At 59.1% G+C, this 18,368-nt stretch carries 17 protein-coding genes and 1 riboswitch; of the genes, 8 read left to right on the top strand and 9 right to left on the bottom strand.

Translation table 11 applies throughout. The annotated features are described in order from the left end of the window. Positions 1–97: 97 nt before the first annotated feature. A complete protein-coding gene (locus MMG91_RS28020) occupies positions 98–1,504 on the bottom strand; it encodes an adenosylmethionine--8-amino-7-oxononanoate transaminase (RefSeq protein WP_310661364.1) in 1,407 nt (468 codons plus the stop codon). Positions 1,505–1,727: 223 nt separating this feature from the next. On the opposite strand from MMG91_RS28020, the gene MMG91_RS28025 reads away from it, so the two are divergent. Further along, positions 1,728–3,503, top strand: coding sequence for a flavin monoamine oxidase family protein (locus tag MMG91_RS28025; RefSeq protein ID WP_310661365.1), 1,776 nt, complete (start codon positions 1,728–1,730; stop codon positions 3,501–3,503). 82 nt (positions 3,504–3,585) lie between these two features. Here MMG91_RS28025 and MMG91_RS28030 read toward each other — a convergent pair whose 3' ends face one another. Further along, a complete protein-coding gene (locus tag MMG91_RS28030) occupies positions 3,586–4,515 on the bottom strand; it encodes a YncE family protein (RefSeq protein WP_305447236.1) in 930 nt (309 codons plus the stop codon). A 283-nt stretch (positions 4,516–4,798) separates the two neighbouring features. Here MMG91_RS28030 and MMG91_RS28035 point away from each other — a divergent pair, with 283 nt between their 5' ends. Beyond that, on the top strand, positions 4,799–5,350 hold the full coding sequence (locus MMG91_RS28035; RefSeq protein WP_310661366.1) for a cytochrome b: 552 nt from the start codon (positions 4,799–4,801) through the stop codon (positions 5,348–5,350). A gap of 32 nt (positions 5,351–5,382) precedes the next feature. After that, on the top strand, positions 5,383–5,976 hold the full coding sequence (locus MMG91_RS28040) for a YceI family protein (protein ID WP_310661367.1): 594 nt from the start codon (positions 5,383–5,385) through the stop codon (positions 5,974–5,976). Between the two features lie 255 nt (positions 5,977–6,231). On the opposite strand, the gene MMG91_RS28045 is transcribed toward MMG91_RS28040, so the two are convergent. The 4 genes from MMG91_RS28045 to ahcY all read right to left on the bottom strand — a co-directional run bounded on the left by MMG91_RS28045 (position 6,232) and on the right by ahcY (position 11,727). Beyond that, positions 6,232–8,094, bottom strand: a complete 1,863-nt coding sequence (locus tag MMG91_RS28045) for a DEAD/DEAH box helicase (RefSeq protein ID WP_305447234.1) — start codon at positions 8,092–8,094, stop codon at positions 6,232–6,234. Between the two features lie 222 nt (positions 8,095–8,316). Beyond that, positions 8,317–9,132, bottom strand: coding sequence for an ABC transporter substrate-binding protein (locus MMG91_RS28050; RefSeq protein ID WP_305447233.1), 816 nt, complete (start codon positions 9,130–9,132; stop codon positions 8,317–8,319). Positions 9,133–9,312: 180 nt separating this feature from the next. Continuing rightward, positions 9,313–10,158 carry a methylenetetrahydrofolate reductase [NAD(P)H] gene (gene metF / locus MMG91_RS28055; RefSeq protein ID WP_310661368.1) on the bottom strand — a complete coding sequence of 282 codons (846 nt, stop codon included), beginning with the start codon at positions 10,156–10,158 and terminating at the stop codon, positions 9,313–9,315. Between the two features lie 159 nt (positions 10,159–10,317). After that, positions 10,318–11,727: an adenosylhomocysteinase gene (ahcY, locus tag MMG91_RS28060; protein WP_007898042.1), complete on the bottom strand. Its 1,410-nt coding sequence runs from the start codon at positions 11,725–11,727 to the stop codon at positions 10,318–10,320. A gap of 23 nt (positions 11,728–11,750) precedes the next feature. Next, a riboswitch (S-adenosyl-L-homocysteine riboswitch) is annotated at positions 11,751–11,849 on the bottom strand. 198 nt (positions 11,850–12,047) lie between these two features. Between ahcY and MMG91_RS28065 the strand changes: the two genes are divergently transcribed. Beyond that, on the top strand, positions 12,048–12,452 hold the full coding sequence (locus MMG91_RS28065) for an acyl-CoA thioesterase (protein ID WP_052965028.1): 405 nt from the start codon (positions 12,048–12,050) through the stop codon (positions 12,450–12,452). Between the two features lie 73 nt (positions 12,453–12,525). Next, the gene (locus MMG91_RS28070; protein ID WP_310661369.1) at positions 12,526–13,413 is read left to right on the top strand and encodes a formate/nitrite transporter family protein; all 888 of its coding nucleotides are present in this window, start codon (positions 12,526–12,528) and stop codon (positions 13,411–13,413) included. Between the two features lie 21 nt (positions 13,414–13,434). Here MMG91_RS28070 and MMG91_RS28075 read toward each other — a convergent pair whose 3' ends face one another. Beyond that, positions 13,435–14,604 (bottom strand): MFS transporter, encoded by a 1,170-nt coding sequence (locus MMG91_RS28075; RefSeq protein ID WP_310661370.1) that lies wholly within the window; start codon positions 14,602–14,604, stop codon positions 13,435–13,437. Between the two features lie 221 nt (positions 14,605–14,825). On the opposite strand from MMG91_RS28075, the gene MMG91_RS28080 reads away from it, so the two are divergent. Next, positions 14,826–15,659, top strand: coding sequence for an EamA family transporter (locus MMG91_RS28080; protein ID WP_305447229.1), 834 nt, complete (start codon positions 14,826–14,828; stop codon positions 15,657–15,659). Positions 15,660–15,709: 50 nt separating this feature from the next. Next, positions 15,710–16,093: an MAPEG family protein gene (locus MMG91_RS28085; RefSeq protein WP_310661371.1), complete on the top strand. Its 384-nt coding sequence runs from the start codon at positions 15,710–15,712 to the stop codon at positions 16,091–16,093. Positions 16,094–16,202: 109 nt separating this feature from the next. On the opposite strand, the gene MMG91_RS28090 is transcribed toward MMG91_RS28085, so the two are convergent. Continuing rightward, positions 16,203–17,375, bottom strand: coding sequence for an MltA domain-containing protein (locus MMG91_RS28090; RefSeq protein ID WP_310661372.1), 1,173 nt, complete (start codon positions 17,373–17,375; stop codon positions 16,203–16,205). A gap of 129 nt (positions 17,376–17,504) precedes the next feature. Between MMG91_RS28090 and MMG91_RS28095 the strand changes: the two genes are divergently transcribed. Then, positions 17,505–17,954 (top strand): cytochrome c, encoded by a 450-nt coding sequence (locus MMG91_RS28095; RefSeq protein WP_305447226.1) that lies wholly within the window; start codon positions 17,505–17,507, stop codon positions 17,952–17,954. 16 nt (positions 17,955–17,970) lie between these two features. On the opposite strand, the gene MMG91_RS28100 is transcribed toward MMG91_RS28095, so the two are convergent. Then, complete coding sequence (locus MMG91_RS28100; protein WP_253546534.1) at positions 17,971–18,366, bottom strand: DUF1090 domain-containing protein; 396 nt, start codon at positions 18,364–18,366, stop codon at positions 17,971–17,973. Positions 18,367–18,368: the final 2 nt, after the last annotated feature.

Genomic DNA, 18,368 nt, shown 5'->3' on the forward strand with positions numbered 1-18,368 from the left:
CTGCGTGGGAATGCCTCACCGGACGCTCCGCGTCCGCTTTTGGGACGCAGAGCGTCCCCGGCTGCATTCCTTTGCTGCGCGTGGGAACGAGAAAAACCTAGCCCGGATCGCGATAGCCCGGATGAAAGTCCTTCGGCACCGCCACGCTGATGCTGTCGCGGGTGGCGATGTCGATGCCTTCGCTGGCCACCTCGGCCAGAAAATCGATCTGCTCCGGGGTAATCACGTACGGCGGCAGGAAATACACCACGCTGCCCAACGGCCGCAGTAAAGCACCACGCTCCAGCGCATGCTGGAACACTTTCAAACCACGACGTTCCTGCCATGGGTAAGCGGTCTTGCTCGCCTTGTCCTTGACCATCTCGATGGCCAGGACCATGCCGGTCTGGCGTACTTCGGCAACGTTCGGGTGATCGGCCAGGTGCGCAGTGGAGGAGGCCATGCGCTGGGCCAGGGCCTTGTTGTTCTCGATGACGTTGTCTTCTTCGAAGATATCCAGCGTCGCCAATGCCGCCGCGCACGCCAGCGGATTGCCGGTGTAGCTGTGGGAATGCAGGAAGGCGCGCAGGGTCGGGTAGTCGTCGTAGAAGGCGCTGTAGACCTCATCGGTGGTCAGGCAGGCCGCCAACGGCAAGTAACCGCCGGTCAGGGCCTTGGACAGGCAGAGGAAATCCGGGCGGATACCGGCCTGTTCGCAGGCGAACATCGTTCCGGTGCGGCCGAAGCCGACGGCGATTTCATCATGGATCAGGTGCACGCCATAACGATCACAGGCTTCGCGCAGCAACTTCAGGTACACCGGGTGATACATGCGCATCCCGCCGGCACCCTGAATCAGCGGCTCCAGAATCACGGCGGCTACGGTGTCGTGGTTGTCGGCCAGCGTCTGCTCCATGGCGGCGAACATAGTGCGCGAGTGTTCTTCCCAGCTCATGCCCTCGGGGCGCAGGTAGCAATCGGGGCTCGGCACCTTGATGGTGTCCATCAGCAGGGCTTTGTAGGTTTCGGTGAACAGCGGCACGTCGCCCACCGCCATCGCCGCCATGGTCTCGCCGTGGTAACCGTTGGTGAGGGTGACGAAGCGCTTCTTGTTCGGCTGGCCGCGGTTGAGCCAGTAGTGAAAGCTCATTTTCAGCGCGACTTCGATGCAGGACGAACCGTTATCGGCATAGAAGCACCGGGTCAGGCCTTCGGGCGTCATCTTCACCAGACGCTCCGACAGTTCGATCACCGGCTGATGGCTGAAACCGGCGAGGATCACGTGTTCCAGCTGATCGACCTGATCCTTGATGCGCTGGTTGATTCGCGGGTTGGCGTGTCCGAACACATTGACCCACCAGGAGCTGACTGCGTCGAGGTAGCGTTTGCCTTCGAAGTCTTCCAGCCAGACGCCTTCGCCGCGTTTGATCGGGATCAGCGGCAGCTGTTCGTGGTCTTTCATCTGGGTGCAGGGATGCCACAACACCGCGAGGTCACGTTGCATCCACTGATTATTCAGGCCCATGTTCAGTCTCCTCGAGGCGGCTCGCTTGGTGCGCGGGCAAACAATCGCGCAAGCCTATGCAATGCGCGTCATCGGGACAACCCATTGTGTCGATTGAGCTACTTTGTATAAGGAGATAGACGTCGCTGGCGGCGTTTTGATGGCTGACGTATTCTTCGCGGCTCTTTGAGTCGTCTGACTCGTAAAACCGCTATTTCCCTCGTGTATTTCCGGAGTTCGCTGAATGTCTGCTGGTTGGCTGCGCGCCTGTGCGCTGGTGATGTTGGGGCTGTTCAGCGTTTCGGCGCTGGCCAAGGATAAAACGGTGATCGTGGTCGGCGGCGGGCTTTCGGGCCTCACCGCGGCGTACGAATTGCAGAACAAAGGCTGGCAGGTCACCCTGCTGGAAGCCAAACCGACGTTGGGCGGTCGCTCCGGCATGGCCACCAGTGAGTGGATCGGCAACGAGAAGACCCAACCGGTGCTGAACAAGTACGTCTCGACATTCAAGCTGACCACCACGCCAGCCCCTGAATTCGTGCGGACCCCGAGCTACCTGATCGACGGCGTGTATTTCACCGCTGCGGACCTGGCGACTAAACAGCCGGCCACCGCCGAGGCGCTGAAACGCTACGAAAAGACCCTGGATGATCTGGCGCGTTCGATCGAGGACCCGCAGAATCCGGCCGCCAACAGCACGCTGTTTGCCCTGGACCAGATCACCGTGTCCAACTGGCTCGATCGCTTGAGTCTGCCAGCCACTGCGCGTCAGTTGGTGAATCAGCAGATTCGTACCCGCTATGACGAACCTTCGCGCTTGTCGCTGCTGTACTTCGCACAGCAGAACCGCGTCTACCGTGGCGTTGCCGACCGCGACCTGCGTGCCTCGCGCCTGCCTGGCGGCAGCCCGGTGCTGGCCCAGGCCTTTGTCAAACAACTGAAAACCATCAAGACCAGCTCCCCGGTTTCGGCCATTACTCAGGACAAGGACGGCGTGACCGTCAAAGTCGGCAGTGTTGGCTATCAGGCAGACTACGTCGTGTTGGCCGTGCCGTTGCGTGCACTGAACAAGATCCAGATGACCCCGGCGCTGGATGCCCAGCACCTGGGCGCTATCAAAGGCACCAACTACGGCTGGCGTGACCAGATCATGCTGAAGTTCAAGACACCGGTGTGGGAAAGCAAGGCGCGCATGTCCGGCGAGATCTACAGCAACACCGGCCTGGGCATGTTGTGGGTCGAGCCGGCCCTGAAGGGTGGCGCCAACGTGGTGATCAACCTGTCCGGCGACAATGCGCGCGTGATGCAGGCCTTCGGTGACAAGCAGATGGTCGATCAGGTACTGATTCGTCTGCACGCCTTTTATCCACAGGCACGCGGTTCGTTCACCGGTTATGAAATCCGTCGCTACAGCACCGACCCGTCGATGGGTGGTGCTTACCTGGCCTTCGGCCCGGGCCAGATCAGCAAGTACTGGCGCCTGTGGGAACGTCCGCTGCAACGTGTAGCCTTTGCCGGCGAACACACCGACGCCCTATACCCAGGCACTCTGGAAGGCGCATTGCGCACCGGTCAGCGCGCAGCCAGTCAGGTAGAAGACCTGGCGGCAGGCAAATCGTTTGAGCCGGCGAAAGTTGTTCCGGCGGCGACCGCAGCAGCGGCAGGTGCAGTGGCGGCGAAGAAAGGCAACTTCTTCACCAACCTGTTCGGCGGTTCTGACGACAAACCGGCCCCGGCCAAGGCGCCAGCACCCGTGGCCCCGGTTGCTCCGGCACCCGCCCCAGTACTTGCGCCGACTCCAGCGCCAGCACCGGTTGAGCCGCCGAAGCCTGCGGCACCGGTGAAAGCAGAGCCTGCCAAGAAAGCACCGGCCAAAGCACCAGTGAAAAAGCCTGCTGCCAAAACCGAGGCCAAAAAAGCTCCGGTCAAGGCGACGGCAAAAAAGACTGAGCCGGTGAAGAAACCAGCGGTCAGTACTGCTGCGAAGACCCCGACGACGACTGAAACCAAGGCGCAGTAAGTCCTGGAATCAAAAAAAGCGCGGCAGTGATGCCGCGCTTTTTTTACGTCTTGTGTATGTCGCTGCTGATTTTGCTTTGACGCTAGGCTAGATCGACACTATGTACTTCGTCTTTTTGGTAGTCGCTGATATAGGCGTGGTTGTGTTTATCAAGAACCATGTCATACGGGTCAAAAGCGCCAGGGATTGGAACCCGGCGAACAATCTCATAGGTGGCGGTACTCACTTCCACGACCTCTTTTCTGGTTTGATCCACGGCATAAGCGTTTCTTTCGCCGAATACTACTTTCCCTTCGCACGTCACAAAATCAAAATGCCTGACTATCGATGACCGGGTGTCCAGCACGGTCAGTTTTCGAGCGTCCATACCCACGATATACACTTTGCTGCCGTCGGGGCTGACGGTAACCGCTGACGGATATTGTTCGGTTTTGATGATGCTGATGACTTTGAAGGTCTTGCTGCTGATGACTGTGAGCGCGTCCTGATAAGGGCCGCCAGGGGAGTTGGTGCTGGAAATATAAAGACGCGAATCGTCCTGGCTGATATCCACACTTATGGAGGGAGAGGGTAATCCGCACACTCTGCTCACCGCATAAGTGCGGGTGTCAATAATTGCCAGCCACTCTTTATCTTGTCGAACGGTGACGTAAACATGTTTCCCGTCTCGACTTACGACGATTCCCCAAGGGTGTCTTCCCACCTTAACGTGACCCACCGAGTATGTTTCAGTATCAATAACCGACACTGAACTTGAACCGTAGTTGGTCACGTAAGCCCTTTTACCCCGATGGCCAAGAGCGATGCTTTGCGGGTAACGCTCGACGGCAATGGTGCGGATTACCTTTTTGTTCAGGGTGTCGATGACTGACACATTGCCTGAAATGTAATTGCAAACAAAAACCCGTGATCCATCGTCGTTGATGGCTATCCCTCGCGGTCCTTCCCCTACGGGTATCGAATTGGATAGGTTGCGCGTAATTACGGGGGATGAACTCGAATGGTGACTCATGGTAGAACTCCTGTTCAGACGCTCGGACAAACGCCCGAGATCAGGTTCATCAATGACCTGAATGGTAGCTACTGTCAGATATGACAGTTCTGACGAGTGGTAAAGGCTTTTTGGAAGCGAATATAGGACAGCGTCTGTAGGTTTTTTCTTCCGGTTAACACTCACTTAACATCTCGACCCCAAGGTCATGATCGTATTTCTCGATGTTTCAGAGCGAAATTTTCCGCTTTAAGTCGATAGATAACTCGATAGTCTTGGGCGCAGTTCTTACAGGATTTGGGCAATGCAGCTACGTAACTCTTCTTCCCGCTACGGTTGGGTCAGCATCTTCGTGCACTGGGGTGTGGCGCTCGCGGTCTTCGGCCTGTTCGCATTAGGGCTGTGGATGGTCGGTCTCGACTACTACAGTTCCTGGCGCAAAGATGCGCCGGATCTGCACAAGAGCATTGGCCTGGTGTTGTTCGCCGTCATGTTGCTGCGGGTGTTGTGGCGCTTCATCAGCCCACCGCCGCCGCCCCTGCAAAGTTATAGCCGCATGACGCGCCTTGGTGCCGTGTTCGGCCACGCCTTCCTCTATCTCGGGCTGTTCGCTGTGATGATTGCCGGTTACCTGATTTCCACCGCAGACGGTGTCGGGATCCCGGTGTTTGGCCTGTTTGAAGTTCCTGCACTGGTTTCCGGACTACCGGACCAGGCAGACACCGCGGGTGTGATTCATTTGTACCTGGCGTGGGCGCTGGTAATTTTTTCCGGCCTCCATGCGTTGGCAGCATTGAAACACCACTTTATCGATCGTGATGCGACCCTCATCCGTATGCTGGGACGCAAAGCCTGATGTTCAACCTCGACTCCAAAGGAATAGAAAGCATGTTGAAAAAGACGCTCGCCGCTCTGGCAATCGGTTCTGCTCTGCTGTCGGCTAACGTGATGGCGGCCGATTACGTTGTCGACAAAGAAGGCCAGCACGCCTTCGTTGACTTCAAGATCAGCCACCTGGGTTACAGCTACATCACCGGTACCTTCAAGGACATCGACGGCAAGTTCAGCTTCGACGCCGCCAAGCCTGAAGACAGCAAGATCGAGTTCAATGTGCGCACTGCCAGCGTGTTCACTAACCACGCCGAACGTGACAAGCACATCGCCAGCGGTGACTTCCTGAACGTGGGCAAATTCGCCGACGCCAAGTTCGTCTCCACCAGTGTTAAATCCACCGGTAAAAACGCCGCTGGTAAAGACACTGCCGACGTGACAGGTGACCTGACTATCCTCGGCGTGACCAAGCCGGTTGTCGTCAAGGCTACCTTCCTGGGCGAAGGCAAAGATCCATGGGGTGGCTACCGTGCCGGCTTCGAAGGTACCACCAGCATCAAGCGTTCCGATTTCGGCAAACAGAAAGATTTGGGCCCAGCGTCCGACGCGGTCGAGCTGTACGTTACGTTTGAAGGTGTGAAAGCGAAGTGAATTTCGCCGCTTGAACAAAAACGCCCCTGATCTCGCGATCCGGGGCGTTTTTTGTTTCTGGTGGATTAAGGCCATTCCAGTGATCGACACATAACCCTGTATGAGCGAGGCTTGCCCGCGAAGGCGTCATCAGCTGCGCCGCAGAAACCGTATCGTCCCCTTCGCCGGCAAGCCTGGTTCCTACAGGGTTACGTTGACGCATAAAAAAAAGCCCCTGATCTTGCGATCCGGGGCATTTTTCATAACAGCGATAAATCAGCGATTGCGGGTCAGCAACGCTGGTTTTTCGCCGCGTGGACGGCCTGGCAGTTGATCCAGTTGCTCAGGTGTCGGGAAGCGATCGCTTTTCGACTCCTTGTGAATGATCTTCGGTGCCGGGCCCCGCGGGTTCTGCACGGCCGGTTCCGAACGAGGTTGTTCGTCACGGGCCGGGCGGCGATTGCGGGACTCTTCGCGACGGGCCTGGCCGTCACGTGGAGCACCGTTGCGTGGGCCGCTGCGCTTGGCCGGTGGCGTGCCGGTGGTTGCGCCGCTGCTGTTGCGCGGACCGTTCTGGCGACCTTGTGGCTGACCGGTGCGCGGAGCACTTGCGCCTGCGCCTTGTGCCGGAGCGCCCGGACGGCGGCCACGGCCCTGAGCCGGTTTGGCTTGAGGCACGTAGTCGACGCGGTTACCGAAGTTATCGATATCGTCGTCCAGGAACTCGTCCGGAGCACGGTCGGCGGCGGCGCGAGGGGCCGGGCGCTGTTGTTCGCGGGCCGGGGTGCCTTCGCGTGGCTTGTGTTCACGCGCCGGGCGCTCGCCACGGCCAGCGGCAGGTTTTTCCTTGCCGCCTTTGTCCTTGCCTTTGTCTTTACGACCTCCACCACCACCGCTGCCGTTCGGGCCGTCGCCGCGCGGGCCACGTGGGTTGCGCGGGTTACGCACATCCGGACGCTCGCGAACTTCAGGTTTCTCGGCTTCCACAGCGCTGGAATCGAAGCCCATCAGGTCGCCGTCGGCGATTTTCTGCTTGGTCATGCGCTCGATGCTTTTCAGCAGCTTTTCTTCGTCCGGAGCGACCAGCGAGATCGCCTCGCCCGAACGACCGGCACGACCAGTACGACCGATACGGTGCACGTAATCTTCGTCGACGTTCGGCAGTTCGAAGTTGACCACGTGAGGCAACTGGTCGATGTCCAGGCCGCGAGCGGCGATGTCGGTGGCGACCAGGATGCGCACTTCACCGGCCTTGAAGTCGGCCAGGGCTTTGGTGCGGGCGTTCTGGCTCTTATTGCCGTGGATGGCGACGGCGGTGAGGCCGTGCTTGTCCAGGTACTCGGCCAGGCGGTTGGCGCCGTGCTTGGTGCGGGTGAATACCAGCACCTGTTCCCAGGCGCCTGCGGTGATCAGGTGCGCCAGCAGTGAACGCTTGTGGTTGGCCGGCAGACGGAATACGCGCTGTTCGATGCGCTCGACCGTGGTGTTCGGTGGCGTGACCTCGATGCGTTCCGGGTTGTGCAGCAACTTGCCGGCGAGGTCGGTGATGTCTTTGGAGAAGGTCGCCGAGAACAGCAGGTTCTGGCGTTTGCTCGGCAGACGGGCGAGGACCTTTTTCACGTCATGGACAAAGCCCATGTCGAGCATCCGGTCGGCTTCGTCCAGCACGAGGATTTCCACGTGGGACAGGTCGACACTGCCTTGGCCGGCGAGGTCGAGCAGGCGACCGGGACAGGCCACCAGCACGTCGACACCGCGGGACATGGCCTGAACCTGTGGGTTCATGCCGACGCCGCCGAAGATGCAGGCGCTGACGAACTTCAGGTCACGGGCATAGACCTTGAAGCTTTCGTGCACCTGGGCCGCGAGTTCGCGGGTTGGGGTCAGGACCAGTACGCGCGGTTGGCGCGGGCCGTGACGCTGGGATTTGTCCGGGTGACCGTTGGGAAACAACCGCTCCAGAATCGGAAGGGCGAAGCCGCCGGTTTTACCAGTACCTGTCTGTGCCGCAACCATCAGGTCGCGACCTTGCAACACGGCGGGAATGGCCCGCTGTTGCACCGGAGTAGGCTCGGTATAGCCCGCTGCCTCGATGGCGCGGACTAAAGCCTCGGAGAGACCGAGGGAAGCAAAGGACATGAGTAATCCTGTTTTAGTTAGGGCTTGGCCCAATGGGAGTCTTGCCTGGCGCGAATGGCGTTTAAGAGGACGCAATCCCGTCCGGTCCTGCTGGGCCTCGAAGGCTCGTCTGGAGCGCTCGCGCGGGCTGAAAAGCTGCGCTGTAGCGGGATCGAGATGCCTTGAACAAGTCCGAGCGTCCGGGCGTGAGCCTGGCGGGAAGGCCGGAGTATAACAGAGCAATCACTGCGCGCCGCTTTCCTGCTGCTCAACGGTTTTTCCGCCGGTTGTGGTGGCGCTGGGGGCCTGCGCGTCGGTGGCTGGGCCGGCGCCATAGCGGGCGCTCAGTTCAGCATAGGCCGGCTCGCGCTTGAAACGTTTGAGCTCGGCACCGAATCGCTGCACCAATAAATCCATCCCGGCATTGCGGCGTACCGCCAGAAACTGGCTTTGCTGGCTGATGATGATCGGATTCTCGGTGATCTTGTCGCGGATATTCAGTTGATCGAGCAAATGCTGGCCGACCCGGCGATCGGTGATCAGCAGGTCGATGCGGCCGCGCACCAGTTTGCCGAAGTTCGCTTCATGGGTGGGTGCCGGCTCCCGGGTGAATAGTGTCGATTCGCTGAAGTCCTTGCTGTACAGGTAGCCCGGCGAGGTGCCGATGGTCAGGCCTTTCAGATCGTCCAGGGTGCGAAACGGATGCGGTCGCTCGTTAGCGTAGAACATCACGAACTCGACTTGCGAGAGCGGTTCGCTGGGGTAGAGCAGAGTCGCGTCGCGTTCGTCGCTGTGGAAAATATCCAGCGCGCCATCCGCCTGGCCTTGCTCAAGCATCGACAGGCAGCGTTTCCATGGCAGGAACTGCCACTCCACGTCGATCCCGAGGCGTTTGAAGACGATGGCCGTGGTTTCGTAGTCGAGCCCCAGGGATTTGCCGTTTTCCTCGTACACGTAAGGTGCCCAAGGTTCGGTGACAATACGCAACTTCTCGCCCCGAGCGGTGAGGCTCAGGCAAGTGAACAGAAGCACGGTGAGTAACTGAGCGATCAGGGGCATGGCTTGAGATTACGACGAGAAATCATAAAGAGCCAGAAACCGGATCCAGAAGCTCTATCTCAGGATATGACTGCACAATAAAAGGGCGCCGGAAAGCAAAAGATCGCAGCCTTTGACAGCTTCCACAGGCGCTGCCGAAGGCTGCGATCTTTTGATCTTGCCTTTGCTTTTGCTTTGTTCTTAACGCGGCAACTTCAGGTTATTCCACACCGCCAGGCTCGGCTCAGCCTGGTTCAGCGTGTAGAAATGCAGCCCTGGCGCGCCACCCTGCAGCAGGCGTTCGCACATCTCGGTGATGACGTGCTCACCAAAGCCTTGAATGCTTTGGGTGTCGTCGCCGTAGGCTTCCAGTTGTTTGCGGATCCAGCGCGGAATTTCCGCACCGCAAGCATCGGAAAAACGCGCCAGCTTGCTGTAGTTGGTGATCGGCATGATCCCCGGCACGATCGGAATGTTCACGCCCTTCGCCCGTACACGCTCGACGAAGTAGAAGTAGCTGTCGGCGTTGAAGAAGTACTGGGTGATCGCACTGTTGGCGCCGGCGTTGGCCTTGCGCACGAAGTTGTTGAGATCGTCTTCGAAGTTGCGCGCTTGCGGATGCATTTCCGGGTAAGCGGCGACTTCGATGTGGAAATGATCGCCGGTTTCTTCACGAATGAATTCAACCAGGTCATTGGCGTGACGCATCTCGCCGCTGGCCATGCCCATGCCCGAGGGCAGGTCACCGCGAAGCGCAACGATTCGCTGGATGCCGGCTGCCTTGTACTGGCTCAGCAGGCCGCGCAGGTCGGCCTTGCTGTCGCCCACGCAAGACAGATGCGGCGCGGCAGGGACTTTGACTTCGCTTTCAAGCTGCAACACGGTGTTGAGGGTGCGATCACGGGTCGAACCGCCAGCGCCGTAGGTGCAGGAGAAGAAGTCAGGGTTGTAGGTCGCCAGATGACGGGCAGTGGCGATCAGTTTTTCATGCCCAGCATCGGTCTTCGTAGGGAAGAACTCGAAGCTGTAGCGACGGTCTTGGGACATGGTCATATCCTTGGAAACACATAAGCCGGACGCTTGCACATCCCAATGTGGGAGCGGGCTTGCTCGCGAAGGCGGTGGGACAGACGACATTAATGTTGAATGCTAAACCGCCTTCGCGAGCAAGCCCGCTCCCACAAGGGAAGCAGGCAGCAGGACCGATCAGTAGCGGTAAGCGTGCGGCTTGAACGGGCCTTCGACGGTCACGCCGATGTAGTCAGCCTGTTGCTTGGTCAGTTGAGTGACCACGCCGCCGAAACCGCGGACCATTTCCAGGGCCACTTCTTCGTCGAGTTTCTTCGGCAGTACTTCAACGGTCAGGCGCTCGGCTTTCTGGGCAGGCGACAGGTCGGCGTACTTCTGGCCGAACAGGAAGATCTGCGCCAGAACCTGGTTGGCGAACGAGCCGTCCATGATGCGGCTTGGGTGGCCGGTGGCGTTACCCAGGTTAACCAGACGGCCTTCGGCCAGCAGGATCAGGTAGTCGTCGTTCTGGGCATCGAATGCGCCCGGGCCGGTACGGTGAACCTTGTGAACCTGTGGCTTCACTTCTTCCCATGCCCAGTTCTTGCGCATGAAAGCAGTGTCGATTTCGTTGTCGAAGTGGCCGATGTTGCAGACAACAGCGCGCTTCTTCAGGGCTTTGAGCATGTTTGCGTCGCAAACATTGACGTTGCCGGTGGTGGTCACGATAAGGTCGATCTTGCCCAGCAGTGCTTTGTCGATGCTCGCTTCGGTACCGTTGTTGATACCGTCGATGAACGGCGAAACCAGTTCGAAACCGTCCATGCAGGCTTGCATGGCGCAGATCGGATCGACTTCGGAGACTTTAACGATCATGCCTTCCTGACGCAGGGACTGGGCCGAGCCCTTGCCCACGTCACCGTAACCGATGACCAGCGCTTGCTTGCCGGACAGCAGGTGGTCGGTGCCGCGCTTGATCGCGTCGTTCAGGCTGTGACGGCAGCCGTACTTGTTGTCGTTCTTGCTCTTGGTCACCGAGTCGTTGACGTTGATGGCCGGGATTTTCAGCTCGCCCTTGGCCAGCATGTCCAGCAGACGGTGAACGCCGGTGGTGGTTTCTTCGGTGACGCCGTGGACACGGTCCAGGATCGCCGGGTATTTCTTGTGCAGCAGCTCGGTCAGGTCGCCGCCGTCGTCGAGGATCATGTTGGCATCCCAAGGCGCGCCATCTTTCAGGATGGTTTGCTCCAGGCACCACTCGTACTCTTCTTCAGTTTCGCCTTTCCAGGCGAAAACCGGGATGCCGGCAGCAGCGATAGCGGCGGCGGCCTGGTCTTGAGTCGAGAAAATGTTGCAGGACGACCAACGCACTTCGGCACCCAGGGCAACCAGGGTTTCGATCAGCACGGCAGTCTGAATAGTCATGTGGATGCAGCCGAGAATTTTCGCGCCTTTGAGCGGTTGCTCGGCGGAGTACTTGCGGCGCAGGCCCATCAGGGCTGGCATTTCGGATTCGGCGATGATGGTTTCGCGACGGCCCCAGGCAGCCAGGGACATGTCGGCGACTTTGTAATCGTTAAAATCTACAGGCGTGATAACAGCGCTCATGATGAGCCTCCATTCGTAATGTATGCGAATGGGCGCCGTTGTGCGTTTAGTGTCTGGCCGTGGCCAGTCAACGCCCCATCCGAGCCTGACAGGTCGAACCTGCTGCAGCGCCCCTCGGACAGGTGGCGGGAAAACGGTAGCAACCGAAGATGACCGTTTTGAAACGGTGGCGATTATAGCTGTGTAGACGATACTTCCAAAGCGTTTCTGCAGGTCAATGCCCGAACGGTAATCGAGACCATAGTCGATGCTTAATAGAGCTCTAGTCCGGGCTCTGCCATGATGGCCGGCATCAATCGGCAAGACGGTCAGGAGTGAGCATGAATTTCCACACCCGCAAATGGGTAAAACCCGAAGACCTCAACCCCAACGGCACGCTGTTCGGCGGCAGCCTGTTGCGCTGGATCGACGAAGAAGCGGCGATCTACGCCATCGTCCAGCTGGGCAATCAGCGCGTGGTCACCAAGTACATTTCCGAAATCAACTTCGTCAGCGCCTCGCGCCAGGGCGACATCATCGAACTGGGCATCACCGCCACCGAGTTCGGTCGCACCTCGATCACGCTGACCTGCGAAGTGCGCAACAAGATCACCCGCAAGAGCATCCTGACGGTGGAGAAAATGGTTTTCGTGAACCTGGGCGAAGACGGCCTGCCCGCGCCGCACGGTCGGACCGAAATCAGGTACGTCAAAGACCAGTTCAAGGATGATGACATCGTCGGGTAAGCGAACCTCCTACAGAACGGACCTGAACCCCGCGTGTCGTAATTAAACGACACGCCACTGGTTCAGGAGCTTTATGGACACGTCCAAAGACGGCAAGACCCCGGACCTCTCGGCGCAAGAACAGCGCGAGGTCGACAAGAACCAGCCACCGCGCGCGGCGGTGCTGCATGAAATCATTCGTACCCAAGGTGATCAGGAACTCGAGCGTAGTGTTGCGGCGCTGTGGTGGTCGGCCCTGGCTGCCGGCCTGACCATGGGTTTGTCACTGATGGGCATGGGATTGCTCAACTCGCGTCTGCCGGACGGTGAAGGCTTCAAGGTGATCGCCAGCTTCGGTTACTGCGCAGGTTTTCTCGCGGTGATTCTCGCCCGTCAGCAACTCTTTACCGAGAACACCCTGACGGCTGTGCTGCCGATCATGAGCAAACCTACGCTGGGTAATTTCGGGCGGCTTTTGCGGCTGTGGTCGGTAGTGCTGGTGGGTAACCTCTGCGGCACTTTACTGGTGGCGTATGTGATGCTGCACCTGCCGATTTTCGACACCAAGACCGATATGGCCTTCCTCGACATCGGGCGCAAGGTCATGGAGAACGACGCCAGCAAAATGTTCGCCAAAGGCATCATCTCCGGCTGGATGATCGCCACCATGGTCTGGATGATCCCGTCCATGGAAAGCGCCAAGATGTGGATCATCATCCTCATCACCTATTTCATGGCGCTGGGAGATTTCACTCACATCGTGGTTGGATCGGTCGAGGTTTCATACCTGGTGTTCGCCGGCGAGTTGCCGTGGAAGGATTTCTGGCTGGTGTTCGCAGGTCCGACGCTGGCGGGGAATATCATCGGTGGCAGTTTTATCTTCGCGCTGATCAGTCACGCGCAGATTCGCAGTGAAAGCGGGCCGCCGAAGACATCTGCGGAACGGGACCAGGAACCCGAACCGCAGAAGATCAAAAAATGATCAGTGGCAAAACTGACTCTGTCAGCCGGACACATTGACCGTGACAGCACTGCGACGCTGCAGGTAAATGAAAAACAGCGCCGTCAGTACCGTCAACCCGCTGATCAGTGCGCCGGTCCATGGCAAATCCGCCAGGTCCGCGCCACTGGCCACAACCAGCCCGCCGATCCATGCCCCGGCTGCGTTGCCGAGATTGAATGCGCTTTGATTCAGCGTCGACCCCAGGTTCGGCGCTTCATGAGCCTGATCGATGATCAGCAATTGCAGGATCGGGCACAGTGCAAATGCGAAGATACCCCAGAGCACCAGTGTGATCGCCGCCGGGACCACTGAATGACTGGTCTGGCTGAAGGCGGCCAGCACGACGACCACAGCCAGCGCCATACCCACCAGAGAAGGCAGCAAGCGACTGTCCGCCAGTCGGCCGCCAAGCATGCTGCCCGCCGTCAAACCGACCCCGAACAACAGCAACATGATCGTCACGCCATGCGGGCTGACACCGGTGATGTCTTGCAGGATCGGCGCGATATAGGTGAACACGCTGAACAGACTGGTGGACGCCAGCACGCTCATGCCCAGCGCCAGCAGCACGTTGACCTTGCCCAGCACTTTGAACTCGCTGGCCAGGTTGGCTTTGTCCATGGGGATTTCCTTGGGCAGCCAAACCCACTGCGCGATGGCCGCAATCACACCAATCACCGAGACCGCCCAAAACGTCGAGCGCCAGCCGGCGTATTGCCCGAGCGCAGTGCCCAAGGGAACGCCCAGCACGTTGGCCAACGTCAGGCCGGTGAACATCATGGCAATGGCCTGGGCTCGTTTGTTCGGTGCCACCAAACCGGCGGCGACCACCGAGCCGATGCCGAAGAACGCACCATGGCACAGCGCGGTGATCACCCGCGCGGCCATCAAAGTGGCGTAGTTCGGCGCCAGGGCGCAGAGGATATTGCCGAGAATGAACATCAGCGTCATGCCCAGCAATGTGGCTTTGCGCGGCATGTTGGCGGTACCGACCGCGAGGATCGGCGCACCGAACACCACGCCCAGGGCGTAACCGGTGATGAGCAGGCCTGCATGAGGAATGCTCACGGCGAGGTCGCGGGCGACATCGGGCAGCAAGCCCATGATGACGAATTCAGTGGTGCCGATGCCGAAGGCGGCAACAGCTAATGCAAGCAAGGCGAGTGGCATGCGCAAGGTCTCTGTCGGTAGTCTTGACGCTTTGATCAGGCATACGCAGGCCGACGACCGTTCTCGTTGAGAGCGGGCAGAGGCAGGAGTTATTGGAATTAGTCTGTGCGCAACTGAGTGCGGCGTGGTCGCTTGCAGTATAAACAGCTGCGGACATATGGCGAATCAATTCTCTGCCCCGTGATGTGCGGGGGAGGGAGGGGCAAAATAAGGAGTGTGCTGTGCTTGCGACGGTTCTGGTGTTGGTGGCGGCGCTGTTGCACGCGGCGTGGAATACCCTGATCAAATTCAGTGCGGAGCGGCTATTGGTGGTGGCCTGCATGGACAGCGTGGCTCTGCTGTTTGTCGTCCTGATGCTACCCTTCGTGGCGCTGCCGCCACTGGAGATGTGGCCATGGATTCTCGCGTCAGCGGCATTCGAGTTGCTCTATCGCTACCTGTTGATCCAGGCCTATCGGGTGGGCGATCTCGGTCTGGTCTATCCCTTGATGCGCGGCCTGTCGCCGTTGGTGGTGCTGGCATTGACGCTGATCTTCGCCGGGGAAGTGCTGACGGCTCAGCAGATTTTCGGAATTTTGCTGATCCCGTTCGGCATGTTGTGCCTGCTCTGGCAGGGCGGTGGCGGGGTGCGTCTGCCGTGGTCGATGTTACCGGTGGTGGCGCTGATCGGGTTTTGCATCGGGTGTTACACCTTCATCGATGGTCAGGCCCTGCGGCGCTGGTCTCATCCGCTGGATTACCTGGTGTGGGTCACCTTGTTCAGCGCCTGGCCGTTTCCGCTGTTGGCGCTGGTGAGTAAACGCCCGGCGTTCATGCTGTTCTGGCGTGAGCAGTGGCGGTTGGGTTTGGCGGTCGGGTTTTGCGTACTGTTCAGTTACGCTCTGGTGTTGTGGGCGATGCAGCTCGGCTCGATTGCCGAAGCGGCGGCGTTGCGCGAGATCAGTGTGATTCTGGTGGTGCTGTTCGGTATGCGCTATCTGAAAGAACCTTTCGGCAGACCCCGGCTCTTGGCCTGTGGGTTGGTGTTGATCGGCATGTTGGTGATGAAGTTTTAGTCGCCCCTGATGGAATTCGACTCTCTATAACTTGAAGAAGGGACTGCGTTATGACGGTTGCTCTGTGGTGCATTTTGATTGCGATCTGCTTGCCTTATTTGTGCATAGGCATCGCCAAGATCAGTGGCGGGTACGGGCTTAGACACAACCATGACCCTCGGGGGTTTCTCGACTCGCTGGAGGGCTTGGGCAAGCGGGCGCATGCGGCGCAACTGAACAGTTTTGAAGTGACCCCGGCGTTTGCGGCGGCGGTGATCGTGGCTCACTTGGCCGGCAATGCCGAACTGGTGACAATCAATGTGCTGTCTGTCCTGTTCATCACCAGTCGGCTGCTCTTCATTATTTGCTACTTGGCGGACTGGGCAATGTTGCGGTCGCTGGTGTGGTTTGTGGGGATGGGGTTGATTGTCAGTTTCTTTGTGGTGTCGGTTTAAAGGCAAGATCAAAAGATCGCAGCCTTCGGCAGCTCCTGCTGGGATCGACGCGATATTGCGACGAGCGCGGTCAATGCAGGAGCTGGCGAAGCCTGCGATCTTTTTGCTTTTAAAGTTTGTCAGCCACCTGCGGTACTTGTGGCAATGCCGCCCCTTTAGGCCAGAGCATCCATATCTGCCCCTGCTGTTTCATGTCGCCGGCCAGTTGCCCGGCCGCGTCGCCCGTGCCCCAGAACAGGTCCGCACGAACCTCGCCGGCAATGGCGCCGCCAGTATCTTGCGCGGCCACCGGACGTACCAGCGCGCTGCCGTCCGGTCGCGTGGTCGATAACCACAACAGACTGCCGAGCGGAATCACCTTGCGGTCCACCGCCGCGCTGTAGCCCGCGGTCAGCGGTACATTCAGCGAACCGCGTGGCCCTTCGTTGCTGTCCGGGTTGCGATTGAAGAACACGTAGCTGGGGTTGCTGCCGAGCAGTTCGGGGATGCGCGTCGGATTGGCCTTGGCCCAGTTATCGATCGCGCTCATGGTCACGTCTTCTTTCTTCAACTCGCCTTGATCCACCAGCCATCGGCCGATGGGACGATAAGGATGGCCGTTCTGGTCGGCATAACCGATGCGCAATTGACGGCCATCGTCGAGCTGGATACGACCCGAACCCTGGATTTGCAAAAACTGCAGGTTCATCGGGTCGGTCAGCCAGGCAATCACCGGCGCCTTCACACCTTTTGTTTCAATGGTTGCCGCGTCGTCGTACGGCTTGAGCACTCGACCTTCGAGTCTGCCCCGCAGGCGCTTGCCTTTGAGTTCCGGATAGATACTGTCCAGCGAGACGATGATCATGTCCTCCGGCACACCGTACACCGGGATGTTGGCTTCCTCGGTCTGGGTCAGGCTGCCGGGGTACACCGGTTCGTAGTAACCGGTAATCAGACCGTTGGGGTTGTCATTGGCGGCACGCAGGCCATAGACGTCCAGGTTCTGTTTGAGGAAACCGCGGATGTCATTGGCGGTGGGCTGCACATTGACGGAAGCTGCACAGGTGCCGCCCCAGACCGGGTCGGCCTTGAGTCGGGTGCAAGCGCTGCGCCAAGAGCCGAAGCCGGCGACGAGGTCGTTGTCGGACACCGCCGGAAGCGCTTCCCAAGTAGCGCTGGAGTAGGTCGCCAGTGCGTGGGTTTTCGGTTTGCTGCTGTCGCCGCCGGTGCAACCTGCCAGCACGGCCACCATCGGGAGGGTCCAGGCCAGGTTGTGACGCCATGCCTTGAAACGGCTGTTCATGGAGTAATTCCTTTGTCGGTTGCCTGAGTGCTCCATGCGCTCAAACAACCCGTATTGATAATAGGGGCTATTGGTCTTTGCCGGTGACGCGAGGATACTGGCCGCCGTTTCCAGTGACCTGAAGCCACCATGACTCTTAAAAGACTTTCCGTTGTATTGCTGGCCTGCCTGACCTTGTCCGCCTGCGGTGGTGTCGACCCGAACTCGCCGCTGGGTCAGCGCAAGGCGATCTTCAAGCAGATGCTCAAGACCGGCGAAGACCTGGGCGGTATGTTGCGTGGACGTATTGCGTTCGATGGCCCGAAATTCGCCGACGGCGCCGTGAAACTTGATGCCTTGTCCCATGAGCCGTGGAAACATTTCCCGCAGGTGCGCGAAGAGGATCACACTAGCGCCAAGGACGATGTCTGGCAGAAGCAGGCACGTTTCCAGGAGCTGGCCCGCACCCTTGAAGGCGCCACCGGTGAACTTGTGATTGCCAGCAAGATTCAGCCCTACAAGGTCAGCAATCTGGGGCCGGCGGTGCAGAAAGTCGAAGATGCCTGCAGTGCGTGCCATAAAGAGTTTCGGGATCATTGATTCCAGAAAAGATTTCTTACTTGTCCAGTTCGTCGAGCGCTTCCTGCAATTCCTTGCGCGATTGAGCCAGTTTGTCTTTGCGCTTGTTGATCTTCTCGGCGTCGCCTTTCTTCATGGCCTTGTCGAGGTCGGCCTGACGCGTGCTGACTTCGTGCTTGGCGTCGAGCACCTTGTTTTCCCGTTCCTTCTTCAAGGAGGCGTCGGTGCAATGGGCCGTGACTTCGCTCAGGGCGGTTTCCAGGCCAGCCTGTTGATCGGCGTTGCCGCGGGACTTGGCCAGTTCGATCTGGTTGATGATGCCTTGTTTTTTGGCGGCACAGCCGGTCAGGCCCGGGGCGTCTTCGGCGGCCATCAATGGAGCGGCCATCACGCTGCACAGGGTCAACAAGGCGAGCGGTGAAAGAAGTTTCATAA

The organism is Pseudomonas sp. JL3, assembly GCF_031570575.1.
Taxonomy (GTDB): Bacteria; Pseudomonadota; Gammaproteobacteria; order Pseudomonadales; family Pseudomonadaceae; genus Aquipseudomonas; species Aquipseudomonas cucumis.

Coding starts and splice junctions, on each gene's coding strand:
- MMG91_RS28020 (WP_310661364.1), bottom strand. CDS start 1,504: ATGGGCCTGAATAATCAGTGGATGCAACGTGACCTCGCGGTGTTGTGG.
- MMG91_RS28025 (WP_310661365.1), top strand. CDS start 1,728: ATGTCTGCTGGTTGGCTGCGCGCCTGTGCGCTGGTGATGTTGGGGCTG.
- MMG91_RS28030 (WP_305447236.1), bottom strand. CDS start 4,515: ATGAGTCACCATTCGAGTTCATCCCCCGTAATTACGCGCAACCTATCC.
- MMG91_RS28035 (WP_310661366.1), top strand. CDS start 4,799: ATGCAGCTACGTAACTCTTCTTCCCGCTACGGTTGGGTCAGCATCTTC.
- MMG91_RS28040 (WP_310661367.1), top strand. CDS start 5,383: ATGTTGAAAAAGACGCTCGCCGCTCTGGCAATCGGTTCTGCTCTGCTG.
- MMG91_RS28045 (WP_305447234.1), bottom strand. CDS start 8,094: ATGTCCTTTGCTTCCCTCGGTCTCTCCGAGGCTTTAGTCCGCGCCATC.
- MMG91_RS28050 (WP_305447233.1), bottom strand. CDS start 9,132: ATGCCCCTGATCGCTCAGTTACTCACCGTGCTTCTGTTCACTTGCCTG.
- metF (WP_310661368.1), bottom strand. CDS start 10,158: ATGTCCCAAGACCGTCGCTACAGCTTCGAGTTCTTCCCTACGAAGACC.
- ahcY (WP_007898042.1), bottom strand. CDS start 11,727: ATGAGCGCTGTTATCACGCCTGTAGATTTTAACGATTACAAAGTCGCC.
- MMG91_RS28065 (WP_052965028.1), top strand. CDS start 12,048: ATGAATTTCCACACCCGCAAATGGGTAAAACCCGAAGACCTCAACCCC.
- MMG91_RS28070 (WP_310661369.1), top strand. CDS start 12,526: ATGGACACGTCCAAAGACGGCAAGACCCCGGACCTCTCGGCGCAAGAA.
- MMG91_RS28075 (WP_310661370.1), bottom strand. CDS start 14,604: ATGCCACTCGCCTTGCTTGCATTAGCTGTTGCCGCCTTCGGCATCGGC.
- MMG91_RS28085 (WP_310661371.1), top strand. CDS start 15,710: ATGACGGTTGCTCTGTGGTGCATTTTGATTGCGATCTGCTTGCCTTAT.
- MMG91_RS28090 (WP_310661372.1), bottom strand. CDS start 17,375: ATGAACAGCCGTTTCAAGGCATGGCGTCACAACCTGGCCTGGACCCTC.
- MMG91_RS28095 (WP_305447226.1), top strand. CDS start 17,505: ATGACTCTTAAAAGACTTTCCGTTGTATTGCTGGCCTGCCTGACCTTG.
- MMG91_RS28100 (WP_253546534.1), bottom strand. CDS start 18,366: ATGAAACTTCTTTCACCGCTCGCCTTGTTGACCCTGTGCAGCGTGATG.